The 25444-nt window shown below is 64.1% G+C and carries 28 protein-coding genes; 15 read left to right on the top strand and 13 right to left on the bottom strand.

Features of this window, described 5'->3' with window-relative positions; translation table 11 throughout:
- Nucleotides 1–4 precede the first annotated feature (4 nt).
- On the bottom strand, nt 5–946 hold the full coding sequence (locus ACIGJE_RS01325; protein WP_311932743.1) for a LysR family transcriptional regulator: 942 nt from the start codon (nt 944–946) through the stop codon (nt 5–7).
- An 82-nt stretch (nt 947–1028) separates the two neighbouring features.
- Here ACIGJE_RS01325 and ACIGJE_RS01320 point away from each other — a divergent pair, with 82 nt between their 5' ends.
- The 7 genes from ACIGJE_RS01320 (at nt 1029) to ACIGJE_RS01290 (ending at nt 7182) form a co-directional block, all read left to right on the top strand.
- Entirely contained in the window at nt 1029–1784 is a 756-nt protein-coding gene (locus ACIGJE_RS01320; RefSeq protein ID WP_311932744.1) for a sulfite exporter TauE/SafE family protein, read from the top strand.
- 131 nt (nt 1785–1915) lie between these two features.
- A complete protein-coding gene (locus ACIGJE_RS01315) occupies nt 1916–3328 on the top strand; it encodes an MFS transporter (RefSeq protein ID WP_311932745.1) in 1413 nt (470 codons plus the stop codon).
- 143 nt (nt 3329–3471) lie between these two features.
- Nucleotides 3472–3783, top strand: a complete 312-nt coding sequence (locus ACIGJE_RS01310; protein WP_311932746.1) for a ribbon-helix-helix domain-containing protein — start codon at nt 3472–3474, stop codon at nt 3781–3783.
- A gap of 197 nt (nt 3784–3980) precedes the next feature.
- Nucleotides 3981–4385 carry a c-type cytochrome gene (locus tag ACIGJE_RS01305; protein ID WP_367626430.1) on the top strand — a complete coding sequence of 135 codons (405 nt, stop codon included), beginning with the start codon at nt 3981–3983 and terminating at the stop codon, nt 4383–4385.
- A 30-nt stretch (nt 4386–4415) separates the two neighbouring features.
- Nucleotides 4416–4790, top strand: a complete 375-nt coding sequence (locus tag ACIGJE_RS01300; protein ID WP_367626431.1) for a VOC family protein — start codon at nt 4416–4418, stop codon at nt 4788–4790.
- 94 nt (nt 4791–4884) lie between these two features.
- Nucleotides 4885–5421, top strand: coding sequence for a twin-arginine translocation signal domain-containing protein (locus ACIGJE_RS01295; RefSeq protein WP_149252503.1), 537 nt, complete (start codon nt 4885–4887; stop codon nt 5419–5421).
- A 189-nt stretch (nt 5422–5610) separates the two neighbouring features.
- Nucleotides 5611–7182, top strand: a complete 1572-nt coding sequence (locus ACIGJE_RS01290; protein ID WP_367626432.1) for a GMC family oxidoreductase — start codon at nt 5611–5613, stop codon at nt 7180–7182.
- Between the two features lie 410 nt (nt 7183–7592).
- Here the strand turns inward: ACIGJE_RS01290 and ACIGJE_RS01285 are convergent, their stop codons facing one another.
- The 3 genes from ACIGJE_RS01285 to ACIGJE_RS01275 are packed head-to-tail and all read right to left on the bottom strand — an operon-like array spanning nt 7593 to nt 9954.
- Nucleotides 7593–8081 (bottom strand): hypothetical protein, encoded by a 489-nt coding sequence (locus tag ACIGJE_RS01285; protein ID WP_415086260.1) that lies wholly within the window; start codon nt 8079–8081, stop codon nt 7593–7595.
- A 9-nt stretch (nt 8082–8090) separates the two neighbouring features.
- Nucleotides 8091–9158, bottom strand: coding sequence for an ABC transporter ATP-binding protein (locus ACIGJE_RS01280; protein ID WP_415086262.1), 1068 nt, complete (start codon nt 9156–9158; stop codon nt 8091–8093).
- A gap of 1 nt (nt 9159) precedes the next feature.
- Nucleotides 9160–9954 (bottom strand): SDR family oxidoreductase, encoded by a 795-nt coding sequence (locus ACIGJE_RS01275; RefSeq protein WP_483679126.1) that lies wholly within the window; start codon nt 9952–9954, stop codon nt 9160–9162.
- Nucleotides 9955–10224: 270 nt separating this feature from the next.
- Here ACIGJE_RS01275 and ACIGJE_RS01270 point away from each other — a divergent pair, with 270 nt between their 5' ends.
- From ACIGJE_RS01270 to ACIGJE_RS01250, 5 genes are all read left to right on the top strand, one after another.
- Nucleotides 10225–11460, top strand: a complete 1236-nt coding sequence (locus tag ACIGJE_RS01270) for an ABC transporter substrate-binding protein (protein WP_483679125.1) — start codon at nt 10225–10227, stop codon at nt 11458–11460.
- Nucleotides 11461–11729: 269 nt separating this feature from the next.
- Nucleotides 11730–12599, top strand: coding sequence for a carbohydrate ABC transporter permease (locus ACIGJE_RS01265; RefSeq protein WP_367626436.1), 870 nt, complete (start codon nt 11730–11732; stop codon nt 12597–12599).
- Nucleotides 12596–13435 carry a carbohydrate ABC transporter permease gene (locus ACIGJE_RS01260; RefSeq protein WP_311932756.1) on the top strand — a complete coding sequence of 280 codons (840 nt, stop codon included), beginning with the start codon at nt 12596–12598 and terminating at the stop codon, nt 13433–13435. Before ACIGJE_RS01265 ends, ACIGJE_RS01260 begins: the two co-directional genes overlap by 4 nt.
- Nucleotides 13436–13502: 67 nt before the next feature.
- Nucleotides 13503–13868 carry a RidA family protein gene (locus ACIGJE_RS01255; RefSeq protein ID WP_149252494.1) on the top strand — a complete coding sequence of 122 codons (366 nt, stop codon included), beginning with the start codon at nt 13503–13505 and terminating at the stop codon, nt 13866–13868.
- A gap of 232 nt (nt 13869–14100) precedes the next feature.
- Nucleotides 14101–14487: a VOC family protein gene (locus ACIGJE_RS01250; protein ID WP_483679124.1), complete on the top strand. Its 387-nt coding sequence runs from the start codon at nt 14101–14103 to the stop codon at nt 14485–14487.
- Between the two features lie 14 nt (nt 14488–14501).
- Here the strand turns inward: ACIGJE_RS01250 and ACIGJE_RS01245 are convergent, their stop codons facing one another.
- From ACIGJE_RS01245 to purH, 4 genes are all read right to left on the bottom strand, one after another.
- Nucleotides 14502–14741 carry a hypothetical protein gene (locus ACIGJE_RS01245; protein WP_068289628.1) on the bottom strand — a complete coding sequence of 80 codons (240 nt, stop codon included), beginning with the start codon at nt 14739–14741 and terminating at the stop codon, nt 14502–14504.
- Nucleotides 14742–14784: 43 nt separating this feature from the next.
- Nucleotides 14785–15468 (bottom strand): OmpA family protein, encoded by a 684-nt coding sequence (locus ACIGJE_RS01240; protein WP_483679123.1) that lies wholly within the window; start codon nt 15466–15468, stop codon nt 14785–14787.
- A complete protein-coding gene (locus ACIGJE_RS01235; RefSeq protein ID WP_483679122.1) occupies nt 15465–15929 on the bottom strand; it encodes a hypothetical protein in 465 nt (154 codons plus the stop codon). Before ACIGJE_RS01235 ends, ACIGJE_RS01240 begins: the two co-directional genes overlap by 4 nt.
- 357 nt (nt 15930–16286) lie before the next feature.
- Nucleotides 16287–17876 carry a bifunctional phosphoribosylaminoimidazolecarboxamide formyltransferase/IMP cyclohydrolase gene (gene purH, locus ACIGJE_RS01230; protein WP_483679121.1) on the bottom strand — a complete coding sequence of 530 codons (1590 nt, stop codon included), beginning with the start codon at nt 17874–17876 and terminating at the stop codon, nt 16287–16289.
- 249 nt (nt 17877–18125) lie between these two features.
- Here purH and ACIGJE_RS01225 point away from each other — a divergent pair, with 249 nt between their 5' ends.
- Complete coding sequence (locus tag ACIGJE_RS01225; RefSeq protein WP_311932764.1) at nt 18126–18614, top strand: RrF2 family transcriptional regulator; 489 nt, start codon at nt 18126–18128, stop codon at nt 18612–18614.
- Here ACIGJE_RS01225 and ACIGJE_RS01220 read toward each other — a convergent pair.
- The 5 genes from ACIGJE_RS01220 to ACIGJE_RS01200 form a co-directional block, all read right to left on the bottom strand.
- Nucleotides 18520–19563 carry a mechanosensitive ion channel family protein gene (locus tag ACIGJE_RS01220; RefSeq protein ID WP_483679120.1) on the bottom strand — a complete coding sequence of 348 codons (1044 nt, stop codon included), beginning with the start codon at nt 19561–19563 and terminating at the stop codon, nt 18520–18522. The two genes, ACIGJE_RS01225 and ACIGJE_RS01220, sit on opposite strands and share 95 nt — an antisense overlap.
- Nucleotides 19564–19591: 28 nt before the next feature.
- Nucleotides 19592–20002 (bottom strand): cupin domain-containing protein, encoded by a 411-nt coding sequence (locus ACIGJE_RS01215; protein WP_483679119.1) that lies wholly within the window; start codon nt 20000–20002, stop codon nt 19592–19594.
- A gap of 247 nt (nt 20003–20249) precedes the next feature.
- Nucleotides 20250–21002, bottom strand: coding sequence for an SDR family oxidoreductase (locus ACIGJE_RS01210; protein WP_483679118.1), 753 nt, complete (start codon nt 21000–21002; stop codon nt 20250–20252).
- A gap of 112 nt (nt 21003–21114) precedes the next feature.
- Complete coding sequence (locus tag ACIGJE_RS01205; RefSeq protein ID WP_483679117.1) at nt 21115–22032, bottom strand: MBL fold metallo-hydrolase; 918 nt, start codon at nt 22030–22032, stop codon at nt 21115–21117.
- Nucleotides 22033–22194: 162 nt separating this feature from the next.
- Nucleotides 22195–22674 carry a carboxymuconolactone decarboxylase family protein gene (locus ACIGJE_RS01200; protein ID WP_068289661.1) on the bottom strand — a complete coding sequence of 160 codons (480 nt, stop codon included), beginning with the start codon at nt 22672–22674 and terminating at the stop codon, nt 22195–22197.
- Nucleotides 22675–22803: 129 nt separating this feature from the next.
- Here ACIGJE_RS01200 and ACIGJE_RS01195 point away from each other — a divergent pair, with 129 nt between their 5' ends.
- Nucleotides 22804–23700, top strand: a complete 897-nt coding sequence (locus ACIGJE_RS01195; protein WP_483679116.1) for a LysR family transcriptional regulator — start codon at nt 22804–22806, stop codon at nt 23698–23700.
- A gap of 82 nt (nt 23701–23782) precedes the next feature.
- A complete protein-coding gene (locus tag ACIGJE_RS01190) occupies nt 23783–25084 on the top strand; it encodes an ImmA/IrrE family metallo-endopeptidase (RefSeq protein WP_483679115.1) in 1302 nt (433 codons plus the stop codon).
- The last annotated feature ends 360 nt before the right edge of the window (nt 25085–25444 follow it).

Below are 25444 nucleotides of genomic sequence, written 5' to 3'. Positions count from 1 at the left end.
CCTGTCAGGGATTGTGGGGCAGATATCCGGTATATTTTGTCTCGTCGCCAGGCCCGTGCGTCGCCATCCCCTGCCGCTGGAGTTCGTCGATGAGCAGGCGGCTGTGCATCGACAGGCCGGCGAGGGATTTGGCGCAAACGACCAGGTGCCGGTCGGCCCAGCCGTCGCTCAGGCGCAGCGCGACCAAATGCGGGCTGCCATAGCGCTCGACGGCAGCCTGCGGCAATACGCCGACGCCGATGCCGGCCTCGACCAGGCGGGCGACGGCATCGAAGCTGCGCAGCCTGACGCGATAGGCGATGCGCCGTCCGAGGCGCGCGGCCTGGCGGGCGAGATGGTCGGTGAGGGCGCCGCCGGCCAGGCCGACGAAGGGTTCGCCGATCAGTTCCGAAAAACCGATCTCCGGCCGGGCCGCGAGGGCGCTGCTCCTCGCCGTTACGGCCACCAGGCGATCGACGCCGAGCGTGCGGGTTTCCAGTTCCGCCAGATCGGCGGTGGCGGCGATCACGCCGAATTCGGCCGTGCCGGCGCTGACAGCCTCGACGATTTCGGCGCTGGTCCTTTCCTCGATGTCGATGTCGACGCCGGGGTGGCTGGCCAGGAAGACGCGCAAGGCCGCCGGCACCAGCTCGACCAGCCCCGCGGTGTTGGAGAGCATGCGGATCTCGCCCTTGAGGCCGGAGGAGAAGGACAGCAATTCGCCCCGCATCTGCTCGACCTGCGCGGTGATGGCGCGGGCGTGGTGCAGCAGTGCCAGCCCGGCCGCCGTCGGCTCGACGCCGCGGCGGCTGCGGTTGAACAGAGCAGTACCGAGCGCGGCCTCCATGCCGCTCACCCGGGCGCTGGCGGAGGCAAGCGCCATATGCATGCGCTCGGCCCCGCCGGAAATGCTGCCCGCCCGCACCACGGCGTCGAATAGGCGCAAATCGGTGAGATCGAAACGCATGGGCTCTTCCTTCGTTTTATCCGAAGGAAAGGATCGGATCTTCCCGATTGTCAACCGGGTTGCCGAATGTCAGGAAGCCCGTATGTCCGATCTTTTCCTGCTTGCCGGTGCCGGTCTGCTTGCTGGTGCGATGAACGCCATGGCGGGCGGCGGCTCCTTCGTGACGCTGCCGGCCCTGATTGCCGCCGGTGTGCCTTCGGTTGCGGCGAATGCTTCGAGCACGGTGGCGCTTTATCCCGGCGGCGCGGCCAGTGCCTATGTCTATCGCAGCGGCTTCGATCCGATCTGCGGCGCGCCGGCCGGTTGGATGCTCGCCGTCACGCTGGCGGGCGGCCTTGCGGGCGCACTCCTCCTGCTGTGGACGCCGACGACCATGTTCGACCAGCTGCTGCCCTGGCTGCTGCTGGTTGCCACCCTCATGCTGGCAGCCGGGCCGCGGCTCGGCGCCGCACTGCGGGCGCGCCTGGCGGCCGGGCCTGCCGTGGTGCTGGCGATCCAGGTCCTGCTCGGCCTTTATGGCGGCTATTTCGGCGGCGCCGTGGGGCTGATGATGATCGCGGCCTGGAGCCTGCTCGATGGTGCCGATTTCAAGGCGCTGAACCCGTCACGCACGCTGATGGTGACGGCGGCCAACACCGCCGCTGTGCTCTGCTTTGCGCTGGCCGGTGCCGTGCATTGGCCGCAGACACTGATCGTGGGAGGCGGGGCGCTCGCCGGTGGCTATCTCGGCGCCCAGGCCGGCCGGCGGCTGCCATCCGGCGCCGTACGCTTTGCCACGCTGGCGATTGCGGTCGGCATGACGGTGGCCTTTTTCGTCAGGGCCTATGGGCGAGGGTGAATTTGGAAATGATCGTTTCCCTTTAAGTTCGCCCTCAAGCTTTCTCTTTCCAGCTCCGTCTTCTTTTTCTATGGTCCGACCAATGGCGCGGCGGATAATACCAGCCGCCTTCGTCTTCGGAACCGACCTTCATGACATCCAAGCCGGCGAGTAGTTCCATCCTGGCCTTCCTCGTCGCCGGCGCCTATTTCATGGAGATGCTGGACGGCACGGTGGTGGTCAGCGCCCTGCCGCAGATGGCCGATTCCTTCGGCGTGCAGCCGATCGACCTCAATATCGGCATCTCCGCCTATCTGCTCACTTTGGCCGTGCTGATCCCGGCCAGCGGCTGGGTCGCCGACAAATACGGCCCGCGCGCGGTGTTCGGCTGGGCGATCGTGATCTTCACGCTCGCTTCCATCCTGTGCGGCCTCAGCACCAGCCTGCCGGTCTTCACGGCGGCGCGCATCCTGCAGGGCGTCGGCGGCGCCTTGATGGTGCCGGTCGGCCGGCTGATCGTGCTGCGCAACACGGCCAAGCAGGATTTGATGCGGGCGATCGCCACCATCACCTGGCCCGGCCTGGCGGCCCCGGTGCTCGGCCCGCCGATCGGCGGCTTCCTCGCCACCTATGCGACCTGGCACTGGATCTTCTTCCTCAACGTGCCGCTCGGTATCGTCGGCTTCATCCTCACCATGAAGCTGATTCCCGCCGGCAAGCCGGATGGCGCCAAGCCGTTCGACTGGACTGGCTTCGTCCTGATCGGCGCCGCCTGCTTCGGCCTGATGTATGGCCTGGACCTGATCTCGCGGCAGGATGGCTCCATGGCGCTGGCGGCGATCTGGCTGGCGGCGAGCGCCATGGTCACGTTGGCGGCGGTTCTCCATGCGCGGCGCGCCGCGCATCCCTTGGTCGATCCCTGGGCCCTGCGCATCCGCAGCTTCTCCATCACCATCTGGGGCGGCTCGATATTCCGCGTCGCCATCGGCGCCGTGCCCTTCCTGGCGCCGCTGATGTTCCAGCTCGCCTTCGGGCTCGACGCCTATCAGGCCGGCCTGCTGGTGTTGTGGGTGTTCGCCGGCAATATCGTGATGAAGCCCTTCACCACGCCGGTGCTGCGGCGCTTTACCTTCCGCCAGGTGCTGCTCGGCAATGGCCTCCTCAACGCCGTGCTGATCTCTTCCTATGCGCTGCTGACGCCGGCGACGCCCTTCCCGCTGATCTGCGCCTTGCTGTTCGCCAGCGGCCTGACGCGCTCGATGCAATTCACCGCGCTCAACACCATCGCCTTCGCCGAGGTGCCGGAAGCGCGGATGAGCGGGGCGAACACTCTGTTCAACGTCGCCCAGCAGATGTCGATGGGCCTCGGTGTCGGCGTGGCCGCAGCGGCGCTAAGGCTGGCGGAGCTGTGGTTTCCGGGTACGAATGGCTCGCTGCCGCTGGTCGATTTCCAGATCGCCTTTGCGGTGATCGGACTGATCGCCTTTATCGCCATCCTCGACATGATCGGCCTCGATGCCAGGGCCGGCAACGAGCTCAGGGTCCGGCGGGCGGGTGCGAAATAGCACCCCGGTACCGGTAACGCCTTGGTGTGAAGTTCGCCGATTGACAGAGCCGCTCTCTTTGGAAAGAGTCAAAGAAAGCAAAGCGTTTCGCGACGTGCCGCAACCGGCAGGAAGCGCAGGGACGCGCCGATCGGGGGAAAGCCATGTGCCATCTGTTCGCCTCCCAGCCGCCGGAGACCTATGAGACGCATACGCGTTCGGTGCGTATCGGCGGTCATGCCACCTCGATTCGCCTCGAAGCCGTCTATTGGGACATTCTGGAGCAGCTTGCCGTCGACCAGGGCATGTCGCTCGGCCGTTTCGTCACCCGCCTGCATGACGAGGTGCTGGACCTGCACGGCGACGTCCGCAACTTCACCTCGCTCCTGCGCTGCTGCTGCCTGAAATACGTCGCCGAACTGCGGCCGGCCACCTCGCGCCGGCCTGCCGCCTTCGACCTCGTCGCCGCGGAATAGGCATTCGAGAACAAGCGCTTATTCTCGAACGAATCCAAGGCCGGCAGCCATTGCTCTCGGTTCCGCCAGCTTCCTAGCTGCCTCGGCTGAAACCCGGCCTATTTTCCGAATTCTCGACGTGTAATGCAATATTACTACCCGGTGCCTGAAGCCGGCACCTAACCTCCTGGCCATAGTCGCAAACGAAGCAGGCGGTCATGATGGGTGGGACGCAGGGAGGGATGGGCAAGGCGCTTGCCGTCGTGGCGGGAGCGTTGCTGTTCAGCATCTCCACCGCCCAGGCGGACGATGATCTCGTAGCCGCCCAGAAGCAGTTCGTCACCAGCTGTGGCACCTGCCATGTCGTCGATCCCGCGGCAGGCCCGCGCCAGGGGCCGAACCTGGCCGGTCTCGTCGGCCGCAAGGCAGGAACCTATCCGGGCTACAAATATTCGGCTGCCCTCGCCAATGCCGGCTTCACCTGGGATGCCGACAATCTCGAGAAGTGGATCACCAATGCCCAGGCCTTCCGGCCGGGTTCGACCATGCCCTATCGCCAGGCCGATCCCGCCAAACGGGCGCGGATCATCGCCTATCTCAAGTCACTCAGCGTTCAAAAATAGAGGCCAGTTGCCATGGGCATGATTCACAGCATGATCCGCGTTCTCGACGAGGAGCGTTCGGTCGATTTCTACCGGAAGGCCTTTGGGCTTGATATCGCCGGCCGCTTCGCCTTCGAGAGCTTCACCCTGATCTATCTCAGCGACGAGACCGGCTTCGAGCTGGAACTGACGGTCAACAAGGGCCGTACCGAGCCCTATCAGCTCGGGGATGGCTATGGCCACCTGGCGATCTCCGTGCCGGACCTCGAGGCTGTTCATGCAAAGGTCTCGGCCCTCGGCCTCGCGCCCGGCGATCTGAAGAGCCTCTCCTTCCCGGATGGTTCGGGGGCCGCGCGCTTCTTCTTCATCCAGGATCCGGATGGCTACAAGATCGAGGTCCTGCAGCGGGGCGGGCGCTACAAATAGCCCGCCGGCCGCCTGCGCGCGGCCGCCCGGCATGACAAGAACGGCAGACCGGGGCGCCGATGGCAGCCCCGGCGCAACAAGCAGGGAGGACAACATGAAGAAAGCCAGGCAGGCAGGTGAACTGTCCCGTCGCGGTTTTATCGTCTCGGCTGCGACCGGCGTTGCGCTGGTGGTCGCCGGCGGGGCGCTTTACTGCCCGCGGGAGGCCTGGGCGCTGGACGCTACCGCGCTGAAGCCGGAGACGCTGGAAACGCTGATCCGGATGTCACGCGACATCTATCCCCACGATCGGCTGCCCGATCGCTATTACGCCATCGCCGTCAAGGATTTCGATGCCAAGGCCGGCAAGGATGCGGCCAGCAAGGCCCTGTTCGAGGATGGCGTGACCACGCTGGACGGGCTGGCCGCGGCGGCGGGCGGCAAGCGCTATGCCGACCTCGGCTGGGAAGAGGAGAGGCTGGCGATCCTGCGCAAGGTCGAGGCCTCGCCCTTCTTCGGCGCGGTGCGCTCGGGCCTGGTGGTCAGTCTCTACAACCAGAAGGAGGTCTGGCCCCTCTTTGGCTATGAGGGCTCCTCCGCCGACAAGGGCGGCTATATCAACCGCGGCTTTTCCGACATCGAGTGGCTCTGATCCCGGCCGGTAGAGACCGATTTCCAGCCCTCATTTCCTCCGGACGGGTTTTCCGCCGGCGGCACCCATTCCCTGAGCAAAGCGCGTTTCAACCAGAACGCATTTTTTCTCTCATTCTTTGGTTCGACGCGTCCTTGCGACCTGAGACGAGACCGTCTTTGCGCAGGACGCCTTGGAGGAGACGGAACCATGGCAGCTCCTTTTGATCTGAACGACGATTCCGTCGTGGTGATCGTCGGCTCCGGCGCTGGCGGCGGCACGCTGGGCACCGAACTGGCCCTCAAGGGCGTGAAGGTCGTGATCCTCGAAGCGGGCGGCCGCTACGAGATCGAGGATTTCGTCAACGACGAGTGGGAGAGCTTCGGCCAGCTTGCCTGGAAGGACATGCGCACCACCTCCGGAAGCTGGCGCGTGCACAAGGACTTCCCCAATCTGCCGGCCTGGATCGTCAAGGCGGTCGGCGGCTCCAGCGTGCATTGGGCCGGTGCCTCGCTGCGCTTCCAGGAGCACGAGTTCAAGATCCGCTCCACCTATGGCAGCCTGCCGGGCGCCAATCTCCTGGACTGGCCGATCACCCTGGCCGAACTCGAGCCTTATTACGCCAAGGCCGAGGACAAGATGGGGGTGACGCGCACCAACAACATTCCCGGCCTGCCCGGCAACAACAACTACAAGGTGCTGGAGGCCGGCGCCAAGAAGCTCGGCTACAAGGAAGTGCATACCGGCCGCATGGCGATCAACAGCCAGCCGCGCGACGGGCGCGGCTCCTGCCAGCAGATCGGCTTCTGCTTCCAGGGCTGCAAATCCGGCGCGAAATGGTCGACCCTCTACGCCGAGATCCCCAAGGGCGAGGAGACCGGCAATCTCGAGGTCCGGCCGAACAGCCAGGCCGTCAAGATCGAGCATGATGCGAAGGGCAAGGTCACCAGCGTGGTCTATCTCGACAAGGACGGCAAGACCCAGCGCCAGAAGGCGCGTGTCGTCGCGGTTGCCGGCAATTCCATCGAGAGCCCGCGCTTGCTGCTCAACTCGGCTTCGAACCTGTTCCCGGACGGCCTCGCCAACAGCTCGGGCCAGGTCGGCCGCAACTACATGCGCCACACCACCGGCTCGGTCTACGGCATTTTCGAAAAGCCGGTGCACATGTATCGCGGTACCACCATGGCCGGCATCGTCAGGGACGAGGCGCGCCACGATCCCAAGCGTGGCTTTGCCGGCGGCTATGAGTTGGAGACGCTCTCGCTCGGGCTGCCCTTCATGGCGGCGTTTCTCGATCCCGGCGCCTGGGGGCGTTCCTTCACCTCGGCGCTCGACAGCTACGACCACATGGCCGGCATGTGGATCGTCGGCGAGGACATGCCGAGCGAGGCCAACCGCATCACCCTGCATTCCTCCGTCAAGGACAAGGCGGGCATGCCGGTCGCCAATGTGCATTTCGACGACCACGAGAACGATACTGCCATGCGCAACCATGCCTATCGGCAGGGACAGGCAATCTATGAGGCGGTCGGTGCCGTCAGGACCTTCCCGACGCCGCCCTATCCTTCAACCCACAATCTCGGCACCAACCGCATGAGTGCCAAGGCCTCCGACGGCGTGGTCAACAAGCATGGCCAGACGCACGACATCAAGAACCTGTTCGTCTCGGATGGCAGCCAATTCACCAGCGGCGGCGCCGAGAATCCCACACTGACCATCGTGGCGCTCGCCATCCGGCAGGCCGATTTCATTGCCGCCAGCCTGAAGAAGGGCGAGTTGTAGGGACGCTGCGCGGGAGGCGCAGAGTGCACCTCCCGTGCCGCGAGATCCTGCTCGTGCCAATCTACTTGGCACTGCCTTTTTCTGAGACCGCAGGCATCCCTGCCCATAGGCGCTAACTTAAGTTGAGAACGCGCCGATTTCTTACCCTCCCCTGGAGGGGGAGGGGCGGCCTGTAAGGCCGGGGTGGGGTGAAATTAAGCAGGTTTTGTCAAAATGAGCGTAATCTCCGCGAGGGAGCCACCCCACCCCGACACTGCGTGTCGACCCTCCCCCTCCAGGGGACGGTAAAGGGCCCGCACCTCATCGGCAAAGTTAGCGCCTATGAGCAGGGACGCCTGCGATTCCCGAGAAGCTACACCCAGCAACCATGATTGGCAGTTGCCGAGTTGCCGGATATCGGCTGGCAGCGCTCAGCTTGCGATCCCCATCGGATTGGGCAAGTAACCGACGAAGCCGGCGATCTTCCAGCGTCCGTCGACCCGGTTGCACAGATAGAGGGTCTGCCAGTTGATGGTATCGCTGCTGCCGTCGGCCTTGGCGATGGTGCCGTCGAACTTCTTGTGCGCCACCGCCCGCTCGCCATTGATGTCGATGTCCCGAAGCGTGGTGATGCGATAGAGCACCTCGCGGCGAGGCTCGGCATAGGCGGTGGCCGCCGAGAGCCGGGCCTGGCTCAGCCAGCGGTCGCGGTAATCGTCGAGGCGCGGGAAGATCATGCGCCATTCGTCCGGATTGGCGGATTTGAGGCCGCTGAGGCCGAAGAAGGTCTCGGCGAGGAAATCGTCTTCCACCGCCGGCCAGTCCGCCTCGAGATAGGCGTCGATGTCGCGGCGGACCAGCATCTCCCACAGGGCGTGGCGTTCGGGATCGTCGGGGAAGGGATTGGTGTCGAAGGGCATGGATTCCAGCTACAGCCTCGCACCGCTCTGCGGGTCGAAGACGTGGACATTGGCCCTGTTGACATCAAGGTAGAGCGTCTCGCCGGGCTGAGGCGACAGGCGTTCGCGGAACACCGCGCGCATCTCGGTACCGTCGATGGTGCCGAACAGATGGGTCTCCGCGCCGGTGGGCTCGACCACGCCGACCACGAAGGGAAAGCCGGTCTGCGCATCGCCGACGATGAAATGCTCGGGGCGGATGCCGATCTCGACCGCCTGCCCGGAAGCGGCGGTGCTGTCGCCCATCGGCAGCAAGAGGCCGTTCCTGGTGCGCAGACGCGGCGCGCCATCGCCCTTCTCGACCGTGCCGGGAATGAAGCCCATCGAGGGCGAGCCGAGGAAGCTCGCCACGAAGCGGTTGGCCGGCCGGTCATAGAGCTCGAGCGGCGTGCCGACCTGCTCGATATGGCCGGCATTCATCACCACGATGCGATCGGCCATGGTCATGGCCTCGATCTGGTCATGCGTGACGTAGACGATGGTGGTCTTCAGGTCCTGATGCAGCGCCTTGATCTCGGTACGCATCTGCACGCGCAGCTTGGCGTCGAGATTGGAGAGCGGTTCGTCGAACAGGAAGAGCTCGGGCTGGCGCACGATGGTACGGCCCATGGCGACGCGCTGGCGCTGGCCGCCGGAGAGCTGGCGGGGATAGCGGTCGAGATAGTCGTGCAGGTTGAGCACGCTCGCTGCCTTTTTCACGCGCGGCTCGATCGACTGGGTGCTCTCGCCGCGCATGCGCGGGCCGAAGCCGATATTGGCGCGCGTGGTCATGTGCGGGAACAAAGCGTAGCTCTGGAACACCATGGAGATGTTGCGCTGCTGCGGCGACAGCTTGTTGGCGAGTTTGGAGCCGATCCACAATTCGCCGTCCGAGATCTCGTCGAGGCCGGCGATCATGCGCAGCAGCGTGGACTTGCCGCAGCCGGAGGGGCCGACCAGCACCACGAATTCGCCGTCGTGGACATCGAGGTCGATGCCCTTGAGGATCACGGCCGAGCCATATCGCTTTTGCAGCGCCTTGACCTGCAGGCCCGCCATGTCACGACCTCCTTTCGATGATGTCGCGCACGAAGCGCAGATTGCCGGCGGTCAGGCCGCCATCGACCGGCAGGACCGCCCCCGTCACGCCGGCGGCGAGCGGGGAGGCCAGGAAGACGGCGGCATTGGCGACGTCCTCGGGGCGCACCATCCGGCCGAGCGGGTAGTGGGAGACGACATCTTCGAGGATCGTCGGATCCTTGGCAAGGCGATGGTCCCAGGCCGGCGTACGCACCGAGCCGGGGCAGACGACATTGGCGCGGATGCCGTCGCGGCCAGCCTCCACCGCGATCGACTTGGCATAGGCGATCAGCCCAGCCTTGGCGGCCGAATAGGCCGGGTTGCCGTAATGGCCGAGCCCGTTGACCGAGGCGACGAAGACGACCGAACCGCCGCCGCGCGCCGCCATCGCTGCCATCACGGGCCGGGTGACATGGAAGGCGCCGGTGAGGTTGATGGCAAGCTCGCTGTCCCAGACCGCGTCGTCCACGTCAGCCAGCGTCTCGGCGCGGGTGAAGCCGGCATTGTTGACCAGGATGTCGGGGGTGGTGCCCTGGGCCACCAGTTGGGCAACGGCATCGGCGCAGGCCTTGGCGTCGGTGAGATCGAAGACGAGCCGGTGCTGCAGGGGCAGGCTTTCCAGCAGGGCCGCATCCCGGTCGGCGCCCGAGACCCTGGCGCCGGCCCGCAGGAAGGCGTCGATCATCGCCCGCCCGATGCCGCCGCCGGCGCCGGTGACCAGGACGTGGCGTCCCGAAAGGCCGAAGGGATCGGGGAGGTTGGCAGGATCGGACATCGGAAGACTCGTGGGAACGGATGGTTCTTTGCGAAGGAAAGCGGGCGCCATCTATGCATGGCGCTGGCGCGAAGGCAAAGCCGCATGGCGCCTCCCGCCGGCGAAGATTGGGGGTAATGCGATAGGACTGACAAAACCGCGCCGGCCATAGGCCGGTTGGTCAAATCTGCTTGCGCGGTTTTCGATTACGGGGAACATTAGCGCCCTCTAGCGGCGAGGCGCGCGGGGGCGCGGCAACGACCGCAGCAATGACAAGGACGGGGACGTTTCATGACAATGATCGGACGGATGGCGATGCTGCTCGCAGGCGCCAGTCTCCTGGCTTGCGCTTCGGTGGCGCAGGCTGGCACGGTGCGCGTGACCATCGCCGAATATTCGAAGGACACCGGCCCTTATTTCAAGGAAGCCGCGGAGGCGTTCCAGAAAGCCAATCCCGACACCAAGATCGAGATCGAAGTGGTGCCGTGGGACAATCTCCAGCAGAAGCTGACCACCGACATCTCGGCCGGCACCAATGCCGACCTCTCGATCATCGGCACGCGCTGGCTGCTCGATTATGTCTCGCAGGGCGTGGTCGCTCCGCTCGACAGCTACATTACGCCCGAATTCAAGGGCAGCTTCATCGAGACCTTCCTGTCGCCCTCGGTGATGGACGGCAAGACCTACGGCCTGCCGATCGCCGCCTCCGCCCGCGCCATGTACTACAACAAGGACGTCTTCACCAAAGCCGGCGTGACCGAGTTCCCCAAGACCTGGGCTGATTTCCAGGCCGCCGCCGCCAAGATCAAGGCGTCCTCGCCGGACGTGGCCCCCTTCGGCCTGCAGGGCAAGGAAATCGAGACGGACGTCTATTTCTACTACGGGCTGTGGGCCAATGGCGGGGCGATCGTCAAGGACGGCAAGTCCGGCCTCGACAGCCAGGCGGCGATCGATGCGGCCAAGCTCTACAAGGGCTTCATCGATGGTGGCTTCACCGAGCCGGGCGTGACCTCCTATGCCCGCGAGGACGTGCAGAACCTGTTCAAGCAGGGCAAGGTCGCGACCGTGATCACCGCGCCCTTCCTCTCCGGCCAGATCAAGAAGGAAGCGCCCGACCTGAAATATGGCGTGGCGCCGATTCCGCTCGGGCCTGACGGCAAACCCTTCACCTATGGCGTGACCGATTCGATCGTGCTGTTCGAGAATTCCAAGGTGAAGGACGAGGCCTTCAAATTCCTCGCCTTCCTGTTCACCACCGAGCAGCGCACCGCATTCGACAAGAACGAAGGCTTCCTGCCGGTGAACGCCAAGGAGGCCCAGGATCCCTATTTCGCCGACGATCCGGACAAGAAGGTGTTCGCTTCCCTCCTGCCCGGCGCCATCTTCGCGCCGGTGATCCCGGGCTGGGAAGACATCGCCCAGACCACCTCCAATGCGATCCAGACCATCTATCTGGGCAAGGGCGAGATCGAGCCGACGCTCAAGGAAGCGGCTGCCAAGGTCAACGGCATTCTAGAGAAGAAGTAACGGGATGACGGGGGGCGGTGGCGAATGATCGCTGCTCCATAGGTAAGCGATACGCTGCCCCTCACCCTTACCCTCTCCCCGTAAGAACGGGGCGAGGGGCGCCGAGCGTTGCGCTTTTATGCAAAATGCCACGTTTGCTGGCCAGAGCGCGACACCAAACTCCCCCTCTCCCTGTTCTTACGGGGAGAGGGTAAGGGTGAGGGGCAGTACAGTCCGTGCTGTAAAAGAGCAATCAGCCATTCCCTTCGCGCCGAGGAGACACCCACCGCATGGGGCGTGCGACACCCTATCTTCTGATCCTGCCCAGCTTCCTGATGGCGGCCTTCATCATCTTCTGGCCGCTCTATCAGATCGGCCAGATCTCGCTGCATGACGTCAACCGTTTCGGCCAGCTTCGGGAGTTTGCCGGCCTCGCCAACTTCCAGGCCCTGTTCGCCGATCCCGATTTCATCGCCGCGCTGTGGCGCACCCTGGTCTGGACGGTGGGCGTGGTGGCCGGCACGCTGATCGTCTCGGTGCCGATCGCCCTCATCCTCAACGACGATTTCTACGGGCGGAGCCTTGCCCGCGTCATCATCATGCTGCCCTGGGCGGTGTCGCTCGCCATGACGGCGGTGGTCTGGCGCTGGGCGCTCAACGGCGAGAGCGGCATGCTCAATTCCGGGCTGCGGGGCCTGGGCCTGATCAGCAGCAATATCGAATGGCTGGCGGACGCCACCACCGCCTTTCCGATGCAGATCCTGATCGGCATCCTGGTCTCGATTCCCTTCACGGTGACGATCTTCCTGGGCGGCCTCTCCTCGGTGCCCGACGATCTCTACGATGCCGGTGCGGTGGAGGGCGCGAGCCGCTGGCAGCAATTCACCCACATCACGCTGCCCCTGCTGAAGCCCTTCATCAACATCGCCTTGGTGATGAACACCATCAACGTGTTCAATTCCTTCCCGATCATCTGGGTGACCACGCAGGGCGGCCCGGCCAATTCCACCGACATCCTGGTGACCTATCTCTACAAGCTCGCCTTCCGCCTGGGTAAGTTTGGCGAGGCGGCGGCGGTGTCGATCATCATGTTCGCGCTGCTGCTGGTCTTCGCCGTCATCTATGTGCGGCTGGCCATGCGCGAGGAGGAACAGGCATGAGCAAGCTCAAGCGCTCCGTGCTCTACTGGATCCTGCTGGCGCCGCTGATCGTCCTCACGCTGTTTCCCTTCGCGGTGATGCTGGTGACGGCGCTCAAGCCGACGGAGGAGATGCTGTCTTCCTCCTGGTGGCCGAGCCGGCCGGTCTGGGGCAATTTCGTCACCATGTATACCGAGACGGCTTTCGGGCCGGCACTCGCCAATTCGCTGATCGTGTCGCTGGTCACCACCGTGCTGACGGTGCTCGTCGCCATTCCCGCCGCCTATGCGCTCAGCCGCTATCGCTTTGCCGCGCGCGGGGCATTCCGGCAGTTCCTCTTGATCTCGCAGATGCTGTCGCCGATCGTGCTGGTCTTCGGCCTGTTCCGGCTTCTGGTGGAACTCGGCAACCGCCTCGGCTTCCAGCTAATCGACAGCCTGAGCGGCGTCACCTTCATCTACATCGCCTTCAACCTCGCCTTCGCGGTGTGGATGCTGCAGAGCTATTTCTCCACCATTCCCAAGGATCTGGAGGAGGCGGCCTGGATCGAGGGCGCCAGCCCCTTCGCCACGTTGGTCAAGGTGTTCCTGCCGCTGGCGCTGCCCGCCATGGCGGTGACGGCGATCTTCACCTTCATCAATGCCTGGAACGAATATGTCATCGCCCTCACCATGCTGCGCAAGCAGGAGGCCTATACGCTGCCTTTGCAGGTGGTGAATCTGGTGGCCGGGCGCTACACGGTGGAATGGAACTATGTGATGGCCGCCGCCCTGGCGGCGACCATCCCGATCGCGATCCTGTTCACCTGGTTGCAGCGCTATTTGATGCGCGGCCTCGCCCTGGGGGCGGTGAAGTAGGACTCGTGTCATTGCGCGCAAAGCGAAGCAATGATGCAAACCATTGGCACAACCTATCGGGATATCCATGACCAAGCAGCATTTCGGCACCTCCCATGTCCCCCTGTCCCCGGCCGTGCGGGCGGGTGACAGCATCCATGTTTCCGGCCAGGTGCCGACCCTGGCGGACGGCTCGGTGGTGCCGGGCGGCATCGAGGCGCAGACCCGCCAGGTGATGGACAACCTGGCCAAGGCCCTGGCGCTGGCCGGGGCGGGGCTGGAGGATGTGGTCAAGACCACGGTGATCCTGGCCGACGCCCGCGATTTCGGCGCCTTCAACAAGGTCTATGGCAGCTATTTCCCCGCCAACCCGCCTGCGCGCACCACACTGGAGGCGCGGCTGATGATCGACATCAAGATCGAGATCGAGGCGATCGCCTACAAGCCGCTGTGAAAGGCCAGGGGTGAGGGAGCAAGGCTGTTCACTGAAGCGGAAACGCTCCGATTTGTCATAGCCGGGCTTCGGCCCGGCTATGACAAAGGTCGTGCAAATTCGAAGACGTTTCAGTGAACCGTATCAAGGGATGGGGAAGCGCCTCTCGACTCACCCCAAAATCCCGTTTCTCGGACTCGACAAAACCAGCTCTTTGTTTTATCGCTTATGCGAACAAACAGGGAACATTGTTATGAAGCTCGGTTACGTCGTTCATTACGTTCGCGATGTCGTGGAGACGTCGGCCTTCTACAAGCAGGCCTTCGGGCTGGAGACGCGCTTCATCGCCGAGGGGCAGTTCGCCGAGCTTGTCACCGGCGAGACGGCGTTGTGCTTTGCCGATGAGAGCTTCGTCACCGACATGGTCGGCAGCTTCCAGCCCAATCGGCCGGATGCGCCGCCGGCGGGCACCGAGATCGCGCTGGTGGTCGACGATGTCGAGATCGCCTACAAGAAGGCCCTGTTCGCGGGGGCGCAGGCGGTATCGCCGCCGGCGCAGAAGCCCTGGGGCCAGATCGTCGCCTATGTGCGTGACAACAATGGCTGCCTGATCGAGATCTGCACCAAGGTAGCGGTCTGAGCGGATGCAGCAGCTCAGCCGCTGACGATGATCAGCGTCATGATCACCGCGGCCACGCTGATGCAGAAGACTGCGCCGAGCACGAGCTGCACCAGGGCGTTGGCCGAGACATAGGTGCCGGCGACGCCGCCCAGTACGCGGATGGCCGTCTGCTTGCCCTCGCCGGCGGCGGCGATCGGATGCCCGCAGGACGGGCAAGCCAGGGCCTGCTCGGAGACACGCTGGGTACAGGCCGGGCAGGGGATCAACGCCATGGTGTCGCCTCTTGCTGGATGATCATGATGGGAAGGGCCTCGATCATTCCGGCGGCCTGCCGATCTCGAACTCGACCCGGCGGTTGCGCTGGCGGCCTTCGGGATCGTCGGCGCCGTCGGCCTTCTGGTTGGGGGCGACGGGGCGGGTTTCGCCATAGCCCTCGATGGTCAGGCGGCCGGGGCTGATCTTGCTGCGGGCGAGATAGGCCTTCACCGAGGCGGCGCGGCGCTCGGACAGAGCGAGATTGTAGTCGTCCTCGCCCTTGGCGTCGGTATGGCCACCGATCGCCACCGGCGCCTTGGGGAAGGCTTTGAGCACTTCGGTGAGCCGCGCCAGCACCGGCCTGGCATCGGCACGGATGTCGGCCCTGTCGAAATCGAACAGCACGTCACCCGGCAGGCTGATCAGGATCCTGCCTTCGCTCTCGCGGGCGCCGAACTGCTCGAGCAGCGCCTGCGTGCGGCTGCGCAGCTTGGCCGGCACCTCCTTGAGGCGCAGGCTGGTCGTCCCGCCGGCCGGGCCCAGCCGGCTTGCCGGGGTCTGCGGCGCAAAGCGGGTGGGCGGCAGGGCATAAGGCTGCCAGCGGCTCGTCCCGATGTCGCTGGGGCGAAACCCGGTCGGCTGCCCGCCGATCGGCTCGCGGCGATGCTCGATGATGAAGGCCGAGGCCGGCAACGCCGGAAGAACCAGGGCCAGCAGCGCCATGGCGGCGCCGAGGCGCCTCATTGCGCCTTGACCGGGATCTTGAGTGTCAGGCCGGGGGCGTTGAGATCATCGCCCGCATTGCCGTCGTTGAAGACCAGTCGCACCTCGCCGGCATCGGCCGGAATACGGCCGGGAAAAACCAGTTCCCCATCCATGCTCTGGCCGTTCTGGATGATCAGATAGGGATTGTCCTCGGGCTGCCGCAGGCTGAGCTTCTGATTGTTGCCGATCTCGAGGAAGGCGTTGACGTCGTTAAGATTGACGCGGTTGGTCTGGCGGCTGTCGAAGGAGGCGACGAGGCTGACCACCGTGGCGTCCTCGCCCACGGTGATCTTCTTGACGATCACCGTGACCCCGGCGGGAACGCTGGCCTGCACGCTGCCCTGATGCACCACGCGGGCGGCTTCCTCGGCCACAGAGGGGGCGACCGTCGCCAGCGCCAGGCCGGCGGCAGCCACCGCGTGCACAAAAAACAGCTTCATTCCAACGATTCCCCGCACTCCAAGTCTCCCCCGTACCCCAATGAAAACCAAAAGCCGGCTACAAGCTTATGGATTTCAGAGCGAAACTATCACCGGGCCTGTCGACAGTTCAACTGTGCGATCATCTACAGCTATAGGCTGTGGACAGAAAGGTTGAAGCTTCGGTCAGGCCAGGGCACTACGACAGCCTGGATGCGTCATTGCGGGGCCGGGCAGCTATACCTGGGGGAACAGGCGCGGAGACGCGCCGGCACGAAAGCCGGTCGGCGCGTCGCATCTCGCTGCGACGCGTGGCGGGTAAACGGCCTTCCCCATGTCGCAGGGAAGGCTGATCGGGCTTGCGCAGCCGGGCCGGCCTCAATGCCGGAAGTGGCGCGTGCCGGTGAACACCATGGCAAGGCCGGCCGCGTCGGCGGCGGCGATCACCTCGGCATCGCGCTGCGAGCCGCCGGGCTGGATCACGGCGGTGGCGCCGGCCGCGACCGCGGCTTCCAACCCGTCGGCGAAGGGGAAGAAGGCGTCGGACGCCACCACCGAGCCCTTGGTCAACGTATCCGGCAGGCCGGCCAGCTTGGCGGCATCGGCAGCCTTGGCGGCGGCGATGCGGGCCGAATCGACGCGGCTCATCTGGCCGGCGCCGATGCCGACGCTGGCGCCGTCCTTCACATAGACGATGGCATTGGACTTCACATGCTTGGCGATGCGGAAGGCGACGGCGAGGTCGGCCATTTCCCCGGGCGTGGGCGCACGCTTGGTCACCACCTTCAGCGTCATGTCGTCGACCACGGCATTGTCGCGCGACTGCACGAGTAGGCCGCCGGCCAGCGTCTTGGCGGTAAGGCCTTCGGCACGCGGATCGGGCAGGGCGCCGGTGACGAGCAGGCGCAGGTTCTTCTTGGCCGAGATGATGGCGATGGCTTCCTCGCTGGCCTCGGGGGCGACGATCACCTCGGTGAAGATCTCGACGATTTTCCGCGCGGTATCGGCATCGAGCGTGCGGTTCACCGCGATGATGCCGCCGAAGGCCGAGACGGGGTCGCAGGCAAAGGCCTTCTCATAGGCTTCCAGCAGCGTCGGCGCCTCGGCGACGCCACAGGGATTGGCGTGCTTGACGATCACCACGGCCGCCGACTTGGCTGGATCGAACTCGGCCACGCATTCGAAGGCGGCATCGGTGTCGTTGAGATTGTTGTAGGAGAGCGCCTTGCCCTGGAGCTGGCGGGCGGTCGCCACGCCCGGGCGCTTTTCGGGGGTGAGGTAGAAGGCCGCGCTCTGATGCGGGTTCTCGCCATAGCGCAACGCCTCGGCCAGCGTGCCGCCGAAGGCGCGGAAGGTCGGGGTATCCTCCTCCAGCGTGGCGGCAAACCAGTTGGAGATGGCGGCATCATAGGCGCCGGTGCGGGCATAGGCCTTGGCGGCCATGCGGCGGCGGAAGGCGAGGCTGGTCGCCCCCTCGTTCTCGGCGATCTCGGCCAGCACGTCGTCATAGTCGGCGACGTCGACGATCACGGTGACGTCGTCATGGTTCTTGGCGGCGGCGCGGATCATGGCGGGGCCGCCGATGTCGATGTTCTCGATCAGGTCCTCGAAGCTGCCGCCGCGGGCGAGCGTCGCCTCGAAGGGGTAGAGATTGACGACGAGAAGGTCGATCGGGCCGATGCCGTGGGCGGCCATGGCGGCGCGATGCTCTTCATTGCCGCGGATGGCGAGCAGGCCGCCATGCACCTTGGGATGCAGCGTCTTGACGCGGCCATCCATCATCTCGGGAAAGCCGGTGAGGTCGGAGACGTCCTTCACGGCCAGGCCCGCCTCCTCCAGCGCCTTGCGCGTGCCGCCGGTCGAGACCAGCTCGACGCCATGGGCAGCGAGGCCTTTGGCGAAGTCGATCAGGCCTGATTTGTCCGAAACGGACAGCAAAGCGCGGGCGATGGGGGCAGCAGCGGTCAAGGGGGCAATCTCCGAGGCAGGGTTTGGCCGCTTGATAGCGCAAGATGACGGGAAGGGGGAGATTTTTGGAGCGAGATCTTTCCGGGTGCGCGGACGTCTCGTCCGCATCTTGGAACCGTCATGCGTGCGGAGAGGAAGAGCGGACGGGACGTCCGCGCACCCGGGAAGCCCCACATTTACAGCCCTTCCCAATAGGGATACCGTATATCCATAATTATCGGCGCGTGCTGCCGCACTGGAACGACCCGCATGATCCTGAAAAGCCAAGTCGAATGGGCGCTGCATTGCTGTGCGATCCTCGCCGGCCTGCCGGCGGGGCGCTACCTCTCGACCAAGGCGCTGGCCGAGTTCCATGGCGTGCCGAAGGAATATCTCTCCAAGGCCCTGCAGCATTTGTCGCAGGCCGGGCTGGTCGACACCACGCTCGGCCCCTCCGGCGGCTACCGGCTGGCCCGGCCCCCGGCCGAGCTGACCTTCCTCGAGATCGTCGAGGCGGTGGAAGGGCCGGCGCGCACCTTCGTGTGCACCAATATCCGCGCCAACAATCCCTGCCGCCCCAAGGGCTATTGCGAGAGCGCGCCCTGCGCCGTGGCGCGCATCATGTGGGAGGCGGACGAGGCCTGGCGCGAGAAACTGCGCAGCGTCAAGCTCTCGGACCTGGTCGGAATCCTGTCGCAGGAGATCCCGGAGCAGCTGTGGAAGGATAGCTTCGAATGGGTGTTGGCGCGGGCTGGATGAAAGCCACGGCCGGCGCGAAAGCAAGGCCATCGGCGCCATAGTTGCGGTAGAGCTGGTCGAGCACTTCGTTGCGCGCCGGGGTGCGCCGTGCCGGACTGGCCACGCAGAATTGCAGCTCGGCCTCGATCGCCAGCGCGTCGACCGATTTGAGCGCCACGATCGGCGCGGGGTCCCGGAGGATCTCCTCGCAGCTCCGCAGCACGGCCCGCAGCGTCTCGATGCTGTCTTGCGGGCCCTGGCCGGCTGCGATCCGCACGCTCTGGCTGATCCAGTGGGTCTCGTCGGGGCGGCTGAGATTGGTCAGGCTGAGCTTGGCCAGCAGGCTGTTGGGCAGCACCACGAGATTATGGGCGCCGGTGACCAGATTGGTGGCGCGCCAATTGGTCTCGACCACGCGCCCTTCGGTGCCGTCGCTGAGCACGATCCAGTCGCCGATGGCATGGGAGCGCCCCAAGGTCAGCGCGATGCCGGAGAAGACGTCGCCGAGCGTGTTCTGCAAGGCGAGGCCGAGAATGACGGCGACCACGCCGGAGGTCGCCACCAGCGTGCCGACGGGAGCGCCGAACACGAAGCCCAGGATCGAGAGGCCGACGCCGAGATAGGCGAGGGCCACGAACAGGTCCTGCAGGAGATGGGCCTCGCGCGGGCGGCGGTTGAGGGCGAAATAGATATGCATCAGGCCGATCACGGCCCAGGCGAGGTGGGTCCACCACAGCACCCGCGCCGATTTGGCGACGAAGGCGGCAAGGCTGGTGGTTTCGTTGGCGCCGAGCTGATGCGGCCAGATGCCGTTGCACGCGGCGAGGGCCGTCATCGCCGAAAAGAACAGGAGCTGCACGATCAGGCGCGCCCTCGGCCGCCGGCGTCCCTGGAGATGCCAGACGATGATGCCGGCAAGCCCCAAGAGGTCGATCAGCAGGAGGGGCAGGAAAGCGGGATCATCGACCATGGCTGGGGCTCCGGGGCGGCTTGGCCGCTTATTTCTGCAGCGGGAAGGTCAGTTCCTTCTGCGTGCTGTCGACCACGAACACCGCCAGCAGCTTGGCGGGGCGGGTCTTGCTGGCATTGGCGCTGACGCCGTGGCGGTCGCCCGGCATTTCTGAGAAGTTCTGGCCGGCGTGGTAGACCGTCACCGGCCCGTCATTGACCTGGCTCTTGATCGCCCCTTCCAGCACGGTGGCATAGATGAAGGCGGAGGCGGGGTGGGTGTGGCCCTCCGAAAAGCCGCCCGGGCCGTATTCGACCAGCACGCCCTTCAGGCTCTTGCCGGGCACGTTGGGCAGCTCGTGCTCATAGACGAGCGAGACCTTGGCGGCCTTGCCGTCGGCGGCGGCCGGGGCGGTGAGCAAGGCGGAGATTGCGAGGGCGGTAAGGAGGGGGCGGATCATGGCTAGGGTTCCTGGTGGGGGGACGGGGTTAGGGCGAGATGCTGCGATTGACGGTTGCGCGCGGCGTCTGGGTCCCCCTCGCCCCGCTTGCGGGGAGAGGGGACGGGTGAGGGGCTGCGACATGCGGTGAGGGGCAGCGCAATACAATCCCCGTGGGCGGTGCTGCCCCTCATCCTCACCTTCTCCCCGTAAGGACGGGGAGAAGGGGCGGCCGGTGTCGCGTTCTTCGCGGCGAGGGGCCGCCGCCTCACTTTCTCGGATTGCTGGCGAACCATTCCTCGAAGCCGATGCGGCCGAGGCGGGGATTGGCGTCGCTGACCAGCGAGCCGTCCTCGAGGCGGGCGCCGAAATAGCGGGCCTCGCGATCGGCCACCACGGTGCGGCTGTCGCCCTTGGCCTTGAGGTAACGGGCGACGAGGTCGCTGAGGCGCGAGCGCTCCGGGCCGGCGATCTCCACCGTGCCGTTCACCGGCGCGGCCAGCGCCACCTCGGCCATGGCGTCGGCGACGTCGTCGGAGGCGATCGGCTGCACGAAGGCGGGCGAGAGATGCACGCTGCCATCCACGGCGCCGGACTGGGCGATGCTGCCGAGGAACTCCATGAACTGGGTGGAGTGCACGATGGTGAAGGGGATGCCGGCGGCCTTGATCAGCTTTTCCTGGGCGAGCTTGGCGCGGAAATAACCGCTGTCCTGCAGCCGCTCGGTGCCGACCACCGAAAGCGCGATGTGATGCCCGACGCCGGCCGCCTTCTCGGCCGCGATCAGGTTGCGGCCGGAGGTCTCGAAGAAGTCCAGCACGGCCTTGTCCTCGAAGGAGGGCGAATTGGCAAGGTCGATCACCACCTGCGCGCCTTCGAGTGCTTCGGCGAGGCCCTCGCCGGTGAGGGTGTTGACGCCGGTGTTGGGCGAGGCGGCGATCACCTCATGGCCCTTGGCGGCGAGGCGGGTGACGGTCTTGGAGCCGATCAGCCCGGTGCCGCCGATGATGACGATTTTCATGGGAGTCTCCGTTGTGATGTTTCCGGGTGCGCGGACGTCTCGTCCGCTCTTGGAAACGCTGTACGTGCAAGAAAGGAAGAGCGGGCAAGATGCCCGCGCACCCGGAAATTGCTCAGTAGTCCCAGAACACCGGCACCCAGCGGAAGGCCTCGCCGTCGATGGCGACGTGCCCGACGGAGGGGAAGGGCAAATGGGTGGCCACCAGCAGGCTGTTGGTCTCGGCCAGCTCCCGCAGCAGGCCGATGCGGACACGGGCAGCCTCCTCGGGATCGTGCTCGAAGCCGTTGAACCAGTCGGGGTGCTCGAAGCCGACCGCGAACATGGCATCGCCCCCGAACATCAGCCTGTCGCCGCCGGAGGCGAGGCGCACCACGCTGTGCCCCGGCGTATGGCCGCCGGTGCGGGAGACCACCACGCCGGGCGCCACCTCGTGCTCCTCCTCGAACAGCCGCAACTGGCTGGCATAGTCGGCCGCGAAGCGCTTGGCGGCGGCCCGCAGGGCGTCCGGGAAGCCCGGCGGCATGGCGACATGCGAGAAATCGGGCGCCTCCCAGAACCTGGCCTCGGCTTCGGCCACATGGATCCTGAGGTCCGGCCGCAGCCGCTCCTTCACGCCCTCGACCAGCAGGCCGCCGACATGGTCCATATGCATATGGGTGAGCACCACGTCGGTCACGGCGCCGAGGTCGATGCCGGCGGCCTCCAGCCGCTTGATCAGCTGGCCGGCCCGCGGCAGGTTGAGGTCCGGGTCGAGCCCCAGCCCGGCATCGATGAGGATGGTCTGCGCGCCGCTGCGCACCACCACCACGTTCAGCGCCCAGTCGAAGGCATCCTGCGGCAGGAACATGTCCTTCAGCCAGGCGGCCCGCACGGAAGGATCGGCGTTGTGACCCAGCATCTGGGTGGGCAGCGGCAGCACGCCGTCGCTGACCACAAGCACGTCGATCTCGCCGATCTGCACGGCATAGCGCGAGGGTACGAGCTCGTCGGGTTTGGCCCGGGCGGGCGTCAAGGTGTCGTTCAGGCTCATGCTGGCCTCCTGTTGTGTATGGCTCCGGCGCCGGTGGGCGCGTGCCGCTGGTGGTGATTGTTTCCCGGGTGCGCGGACGTCTCGTCCGCCTCTTCCCCTCCTGCGAGCGCGGCGCTTCCAAGAGCGGACGAGACGTCCGCGCACCCGGGAAGACGCCTCAGCTCAGCTCAGCCCGGCCTTGTCCAGCCCGTAGAGCTTGTCGGCCGAGCCCGGCACCGCCTTGAAGGCGATGGAGGCGCGGTTCCAGGTGTTGATGATGGCGATCGCGAAGGTGAGGTCGGAAACCTCCTTCTCCGAAAGCTGGCCGCGCACGCGCTCATAGAGTTCGTCGGGGATGCCGCCTTCCGGCAGCCGGGTCACCGCCTCGGTCCAGGCCAGGGCAGCGCGCTCGCGCGGCACGAACAGGTTGGATTCGCGCCAGATCGCCACGTGGTAGAGCCTCAGTTCGCTCTCGCCGTGGATCTTGGCCTCCTTCACATGCATGTCGAGGCAGAAGGCGCAGCCATTGAGCTGGGAGGCGCGGATGTTGACGAGATCGCGGAGCTTCTCCTCGATCACGCTGCCCTTCAGGGCCATGCTGAGATCGGAAAGCTTCTTGAAGAGGTCGGGGGATTGCTGGGCGTAATTCAGGCGCTGGCTCATGTCCGTTTCCCTTATTAAGGATATCTAATATCCTTATGGATACAAAATATCCGTAATATCTGGACAGTAAAGCCTTACCAGCCTAAGCTCCGGGCATAAGGCCTATGCGCAAAAGTATGGGGGCGGGGAATGGACATCGTTGGCGCCTTGCGGACCTTCCTGCGCGTGGCGCAGACCGGCTCCTTCACCGCGGCGGCTGTTGATCTCGATCTCACCCAGCCGGCGGTGTCGCGCCAGGTCTCGGCGCTGGAGGCGCGGCTCGGGGTGCGCCTGCTCCACCGCACCACCGTGGCCCTGGCGCTGACGGCCGAGGGCGAGCGGCTGATCCCGATGGCCCTGCGCGTGATCGAGGCGGTGGAGGCGCTGGGCGAGAGCGCCTGTCCCGGCGAGGCTGCCGTCACCGGCAAGGTGCGGCTCTCCCTGCCCGCACCGCTCGGCCTTGCCCTCGCCGAGCGCCTGCCGGAGCTGCTCGGCCGCCATCCCGGCCTCAGCGTCGATCTCCTCCTGCGCGAGGCGCCCTCCGATCTCGTCGGCGAGGGCATCGATCTCGAAGTGCGGCTCGGCCCCGTCGAGGATTCCAGCCTGACTGGCCGGCGCATCGGCTGGACCACGGCCTTCCTGGTGGCCGCACCCTGCTATCTCGCCCGGCGTCCCGCCCCGGCGCGGCCGGAGGAGGTGCCCCGCCATGACTGCATCTGCTACGCCCGCGCCGGCGACGGGCGGCTATGGACCTTCTCCGACGGCGCCGACGAGACGCGCCTTCGCATCGCCCCGCGGCTGACGGCCGACAGCGCCGTCGCCATCCACCGCGCCACCCTGGCCGGCGGGGGCCTCGCCATCCTCTCCCACATCCTCGCCGGCCCCGACATCGCGGCCGGCCGCCTCGTCAGCCTGATGCCGGACTTCCCGCCAGCCCGGCTGCCGATCACGCTGGTCTACCCCTCCCGCCGGAATTTGCCGCAGCGGGTGAAGGTGGTGATGGAGTTTTTGATGGAGGCAGTGAGGGGGGATGCGATGATGGGGTGAAGACCTCATTAACTTAGTAATAGCAAATTGGCAGAAAAAATTAGATTATCATCTTCTTGTTGCCAAGGTGGAGGACCCTCTCGTGAATTCCACGAAAAAGGGTGATGGGCTGGAAGATACGTTTTATGAGTATCTCCTCGGACAGAAGCGTCGAGGTGAACTGGTCTATGGTTTGCATCCATCACAAAATTGCGAGATCTTTAAAAAGAAAGAATACCATTGTAGGGAGAGAGAAGCTAACGTTCAATTCGACATTGTTATAGAGGTGCGCCAAAAAGGTAGAAAGGATCCATTTTCTTACATTGTTTTCGAGTGCAAGAACTACGAAGGTAGCATTCCGGAGACATGCGTAACTGATTTTTCCGATAAACTGGGACGAATCTTCAGGCATGCGGCCAAGGGTGTTTTAGTCGTATCTTCACGTTTGCAGTCCGGTGCGGATAAGCTCGCTAGGAGTCGATCCATGGGAGTCGTGAAATACGACCAGACTGGATTGGAAGTTGTGGCCGATCGTAGCGCTCGTTATTGCTTAGAGAATCGTTTCGTAAAATCACAGATCTTTCGAAATGAGCGTCCCATTAAGGCACTGAAATTCTCAGCTTTTTATGATGGGAAATTCTTTGGCACTATAGATCACTTTCTCCGAAGCCTTGAGCCGAGATTATCCCTCAATGATGAAATTGAGGATGGTGGCGCACGACTATCTGTGCCGTATCTCTCCGCGGGGGATATAGAAAAGTCAGCGCAGGAGGTTCTGGAGCAGGTGGGTTATAAGGCTGGCCCTGTCGATCTCAAGAAAATTTGCTCTATGTTGTCTATAGATCTACAATTCAGCAGGAGTTTGATTAAAGATGAGGGTGGTACGCTTATATTGGGCTCCGCAAATTTCGAGCGTAAATCAATCAGTATAAATTTTCATGACAATGGAAACAGAGAGAGATTTACATTAGGGCATGAAATTGGACATTTTTGTTTGAAAAACGGTCGGTATATTCGTTCTGAAACGACTGTTGAGCGAGATTTGTTTTTTGACGGCGAAGCCGAAGATTTCTTCAATTACGAGCGCCTTGAGTTTCAGGCCAATTCCTTCTCGTCCAATATTATCCTACCCAACCATGCTTTTCGTGCCGCAATTGGTATCGCCCGGGCCGAGCTTGATATTCGAGATCGTGGGCACGGCTACATATATGTTGATGACCAGCCATGCAATTTGCTGACCTATGTCCAATTGCTGTCAAACCTGTCTTTGTATTTCGCTGTCTCGAAGCAAGCGATCGAGATAAAATTGAGAAAGATGAATTTACTTACCGATCGAAGGAAAAGAAGAGAGAGTTTTCCGATTGCAGATCTGTTGCTAAATGATATTTCTGCCTTTCGGTCATGATCGTCGAAATTGATTTGTAATATAAAAAAGGACGCGTTATCAATAATGTTGGTCGTGGAAACGCGCACTAGCATTATATATTCTGGATACGACTTCTTGTTTTGAAGAAATACCAGCTCCCTTGTTCTGGCTGAAACGAGAGCAGGCGCCGTACAATCTGGGTGCCCTGCAATAAATGATGGTATTCTATGATGATGCATTTAAATTCACATATATTACTTTGTATTTTATATTTTATCGCAAAATTTAATTTAAATATTTATAAGTCTACTGTTTTTATATTTAGATTACCAATTTTCTGCCGAGCGAAATATTACCGTAAAAACAACCTGGATTAGATACAACGGCCTGATTGTCTCT

This window comes from Labrys sp. E2SS-1L, from assembly GCF_057073705.1.
The sequence above is the reverse complement of the archived record's forward strand: the minus strand, read 5'-3'. Positions and strand labels throughout refer to the sequence as shown.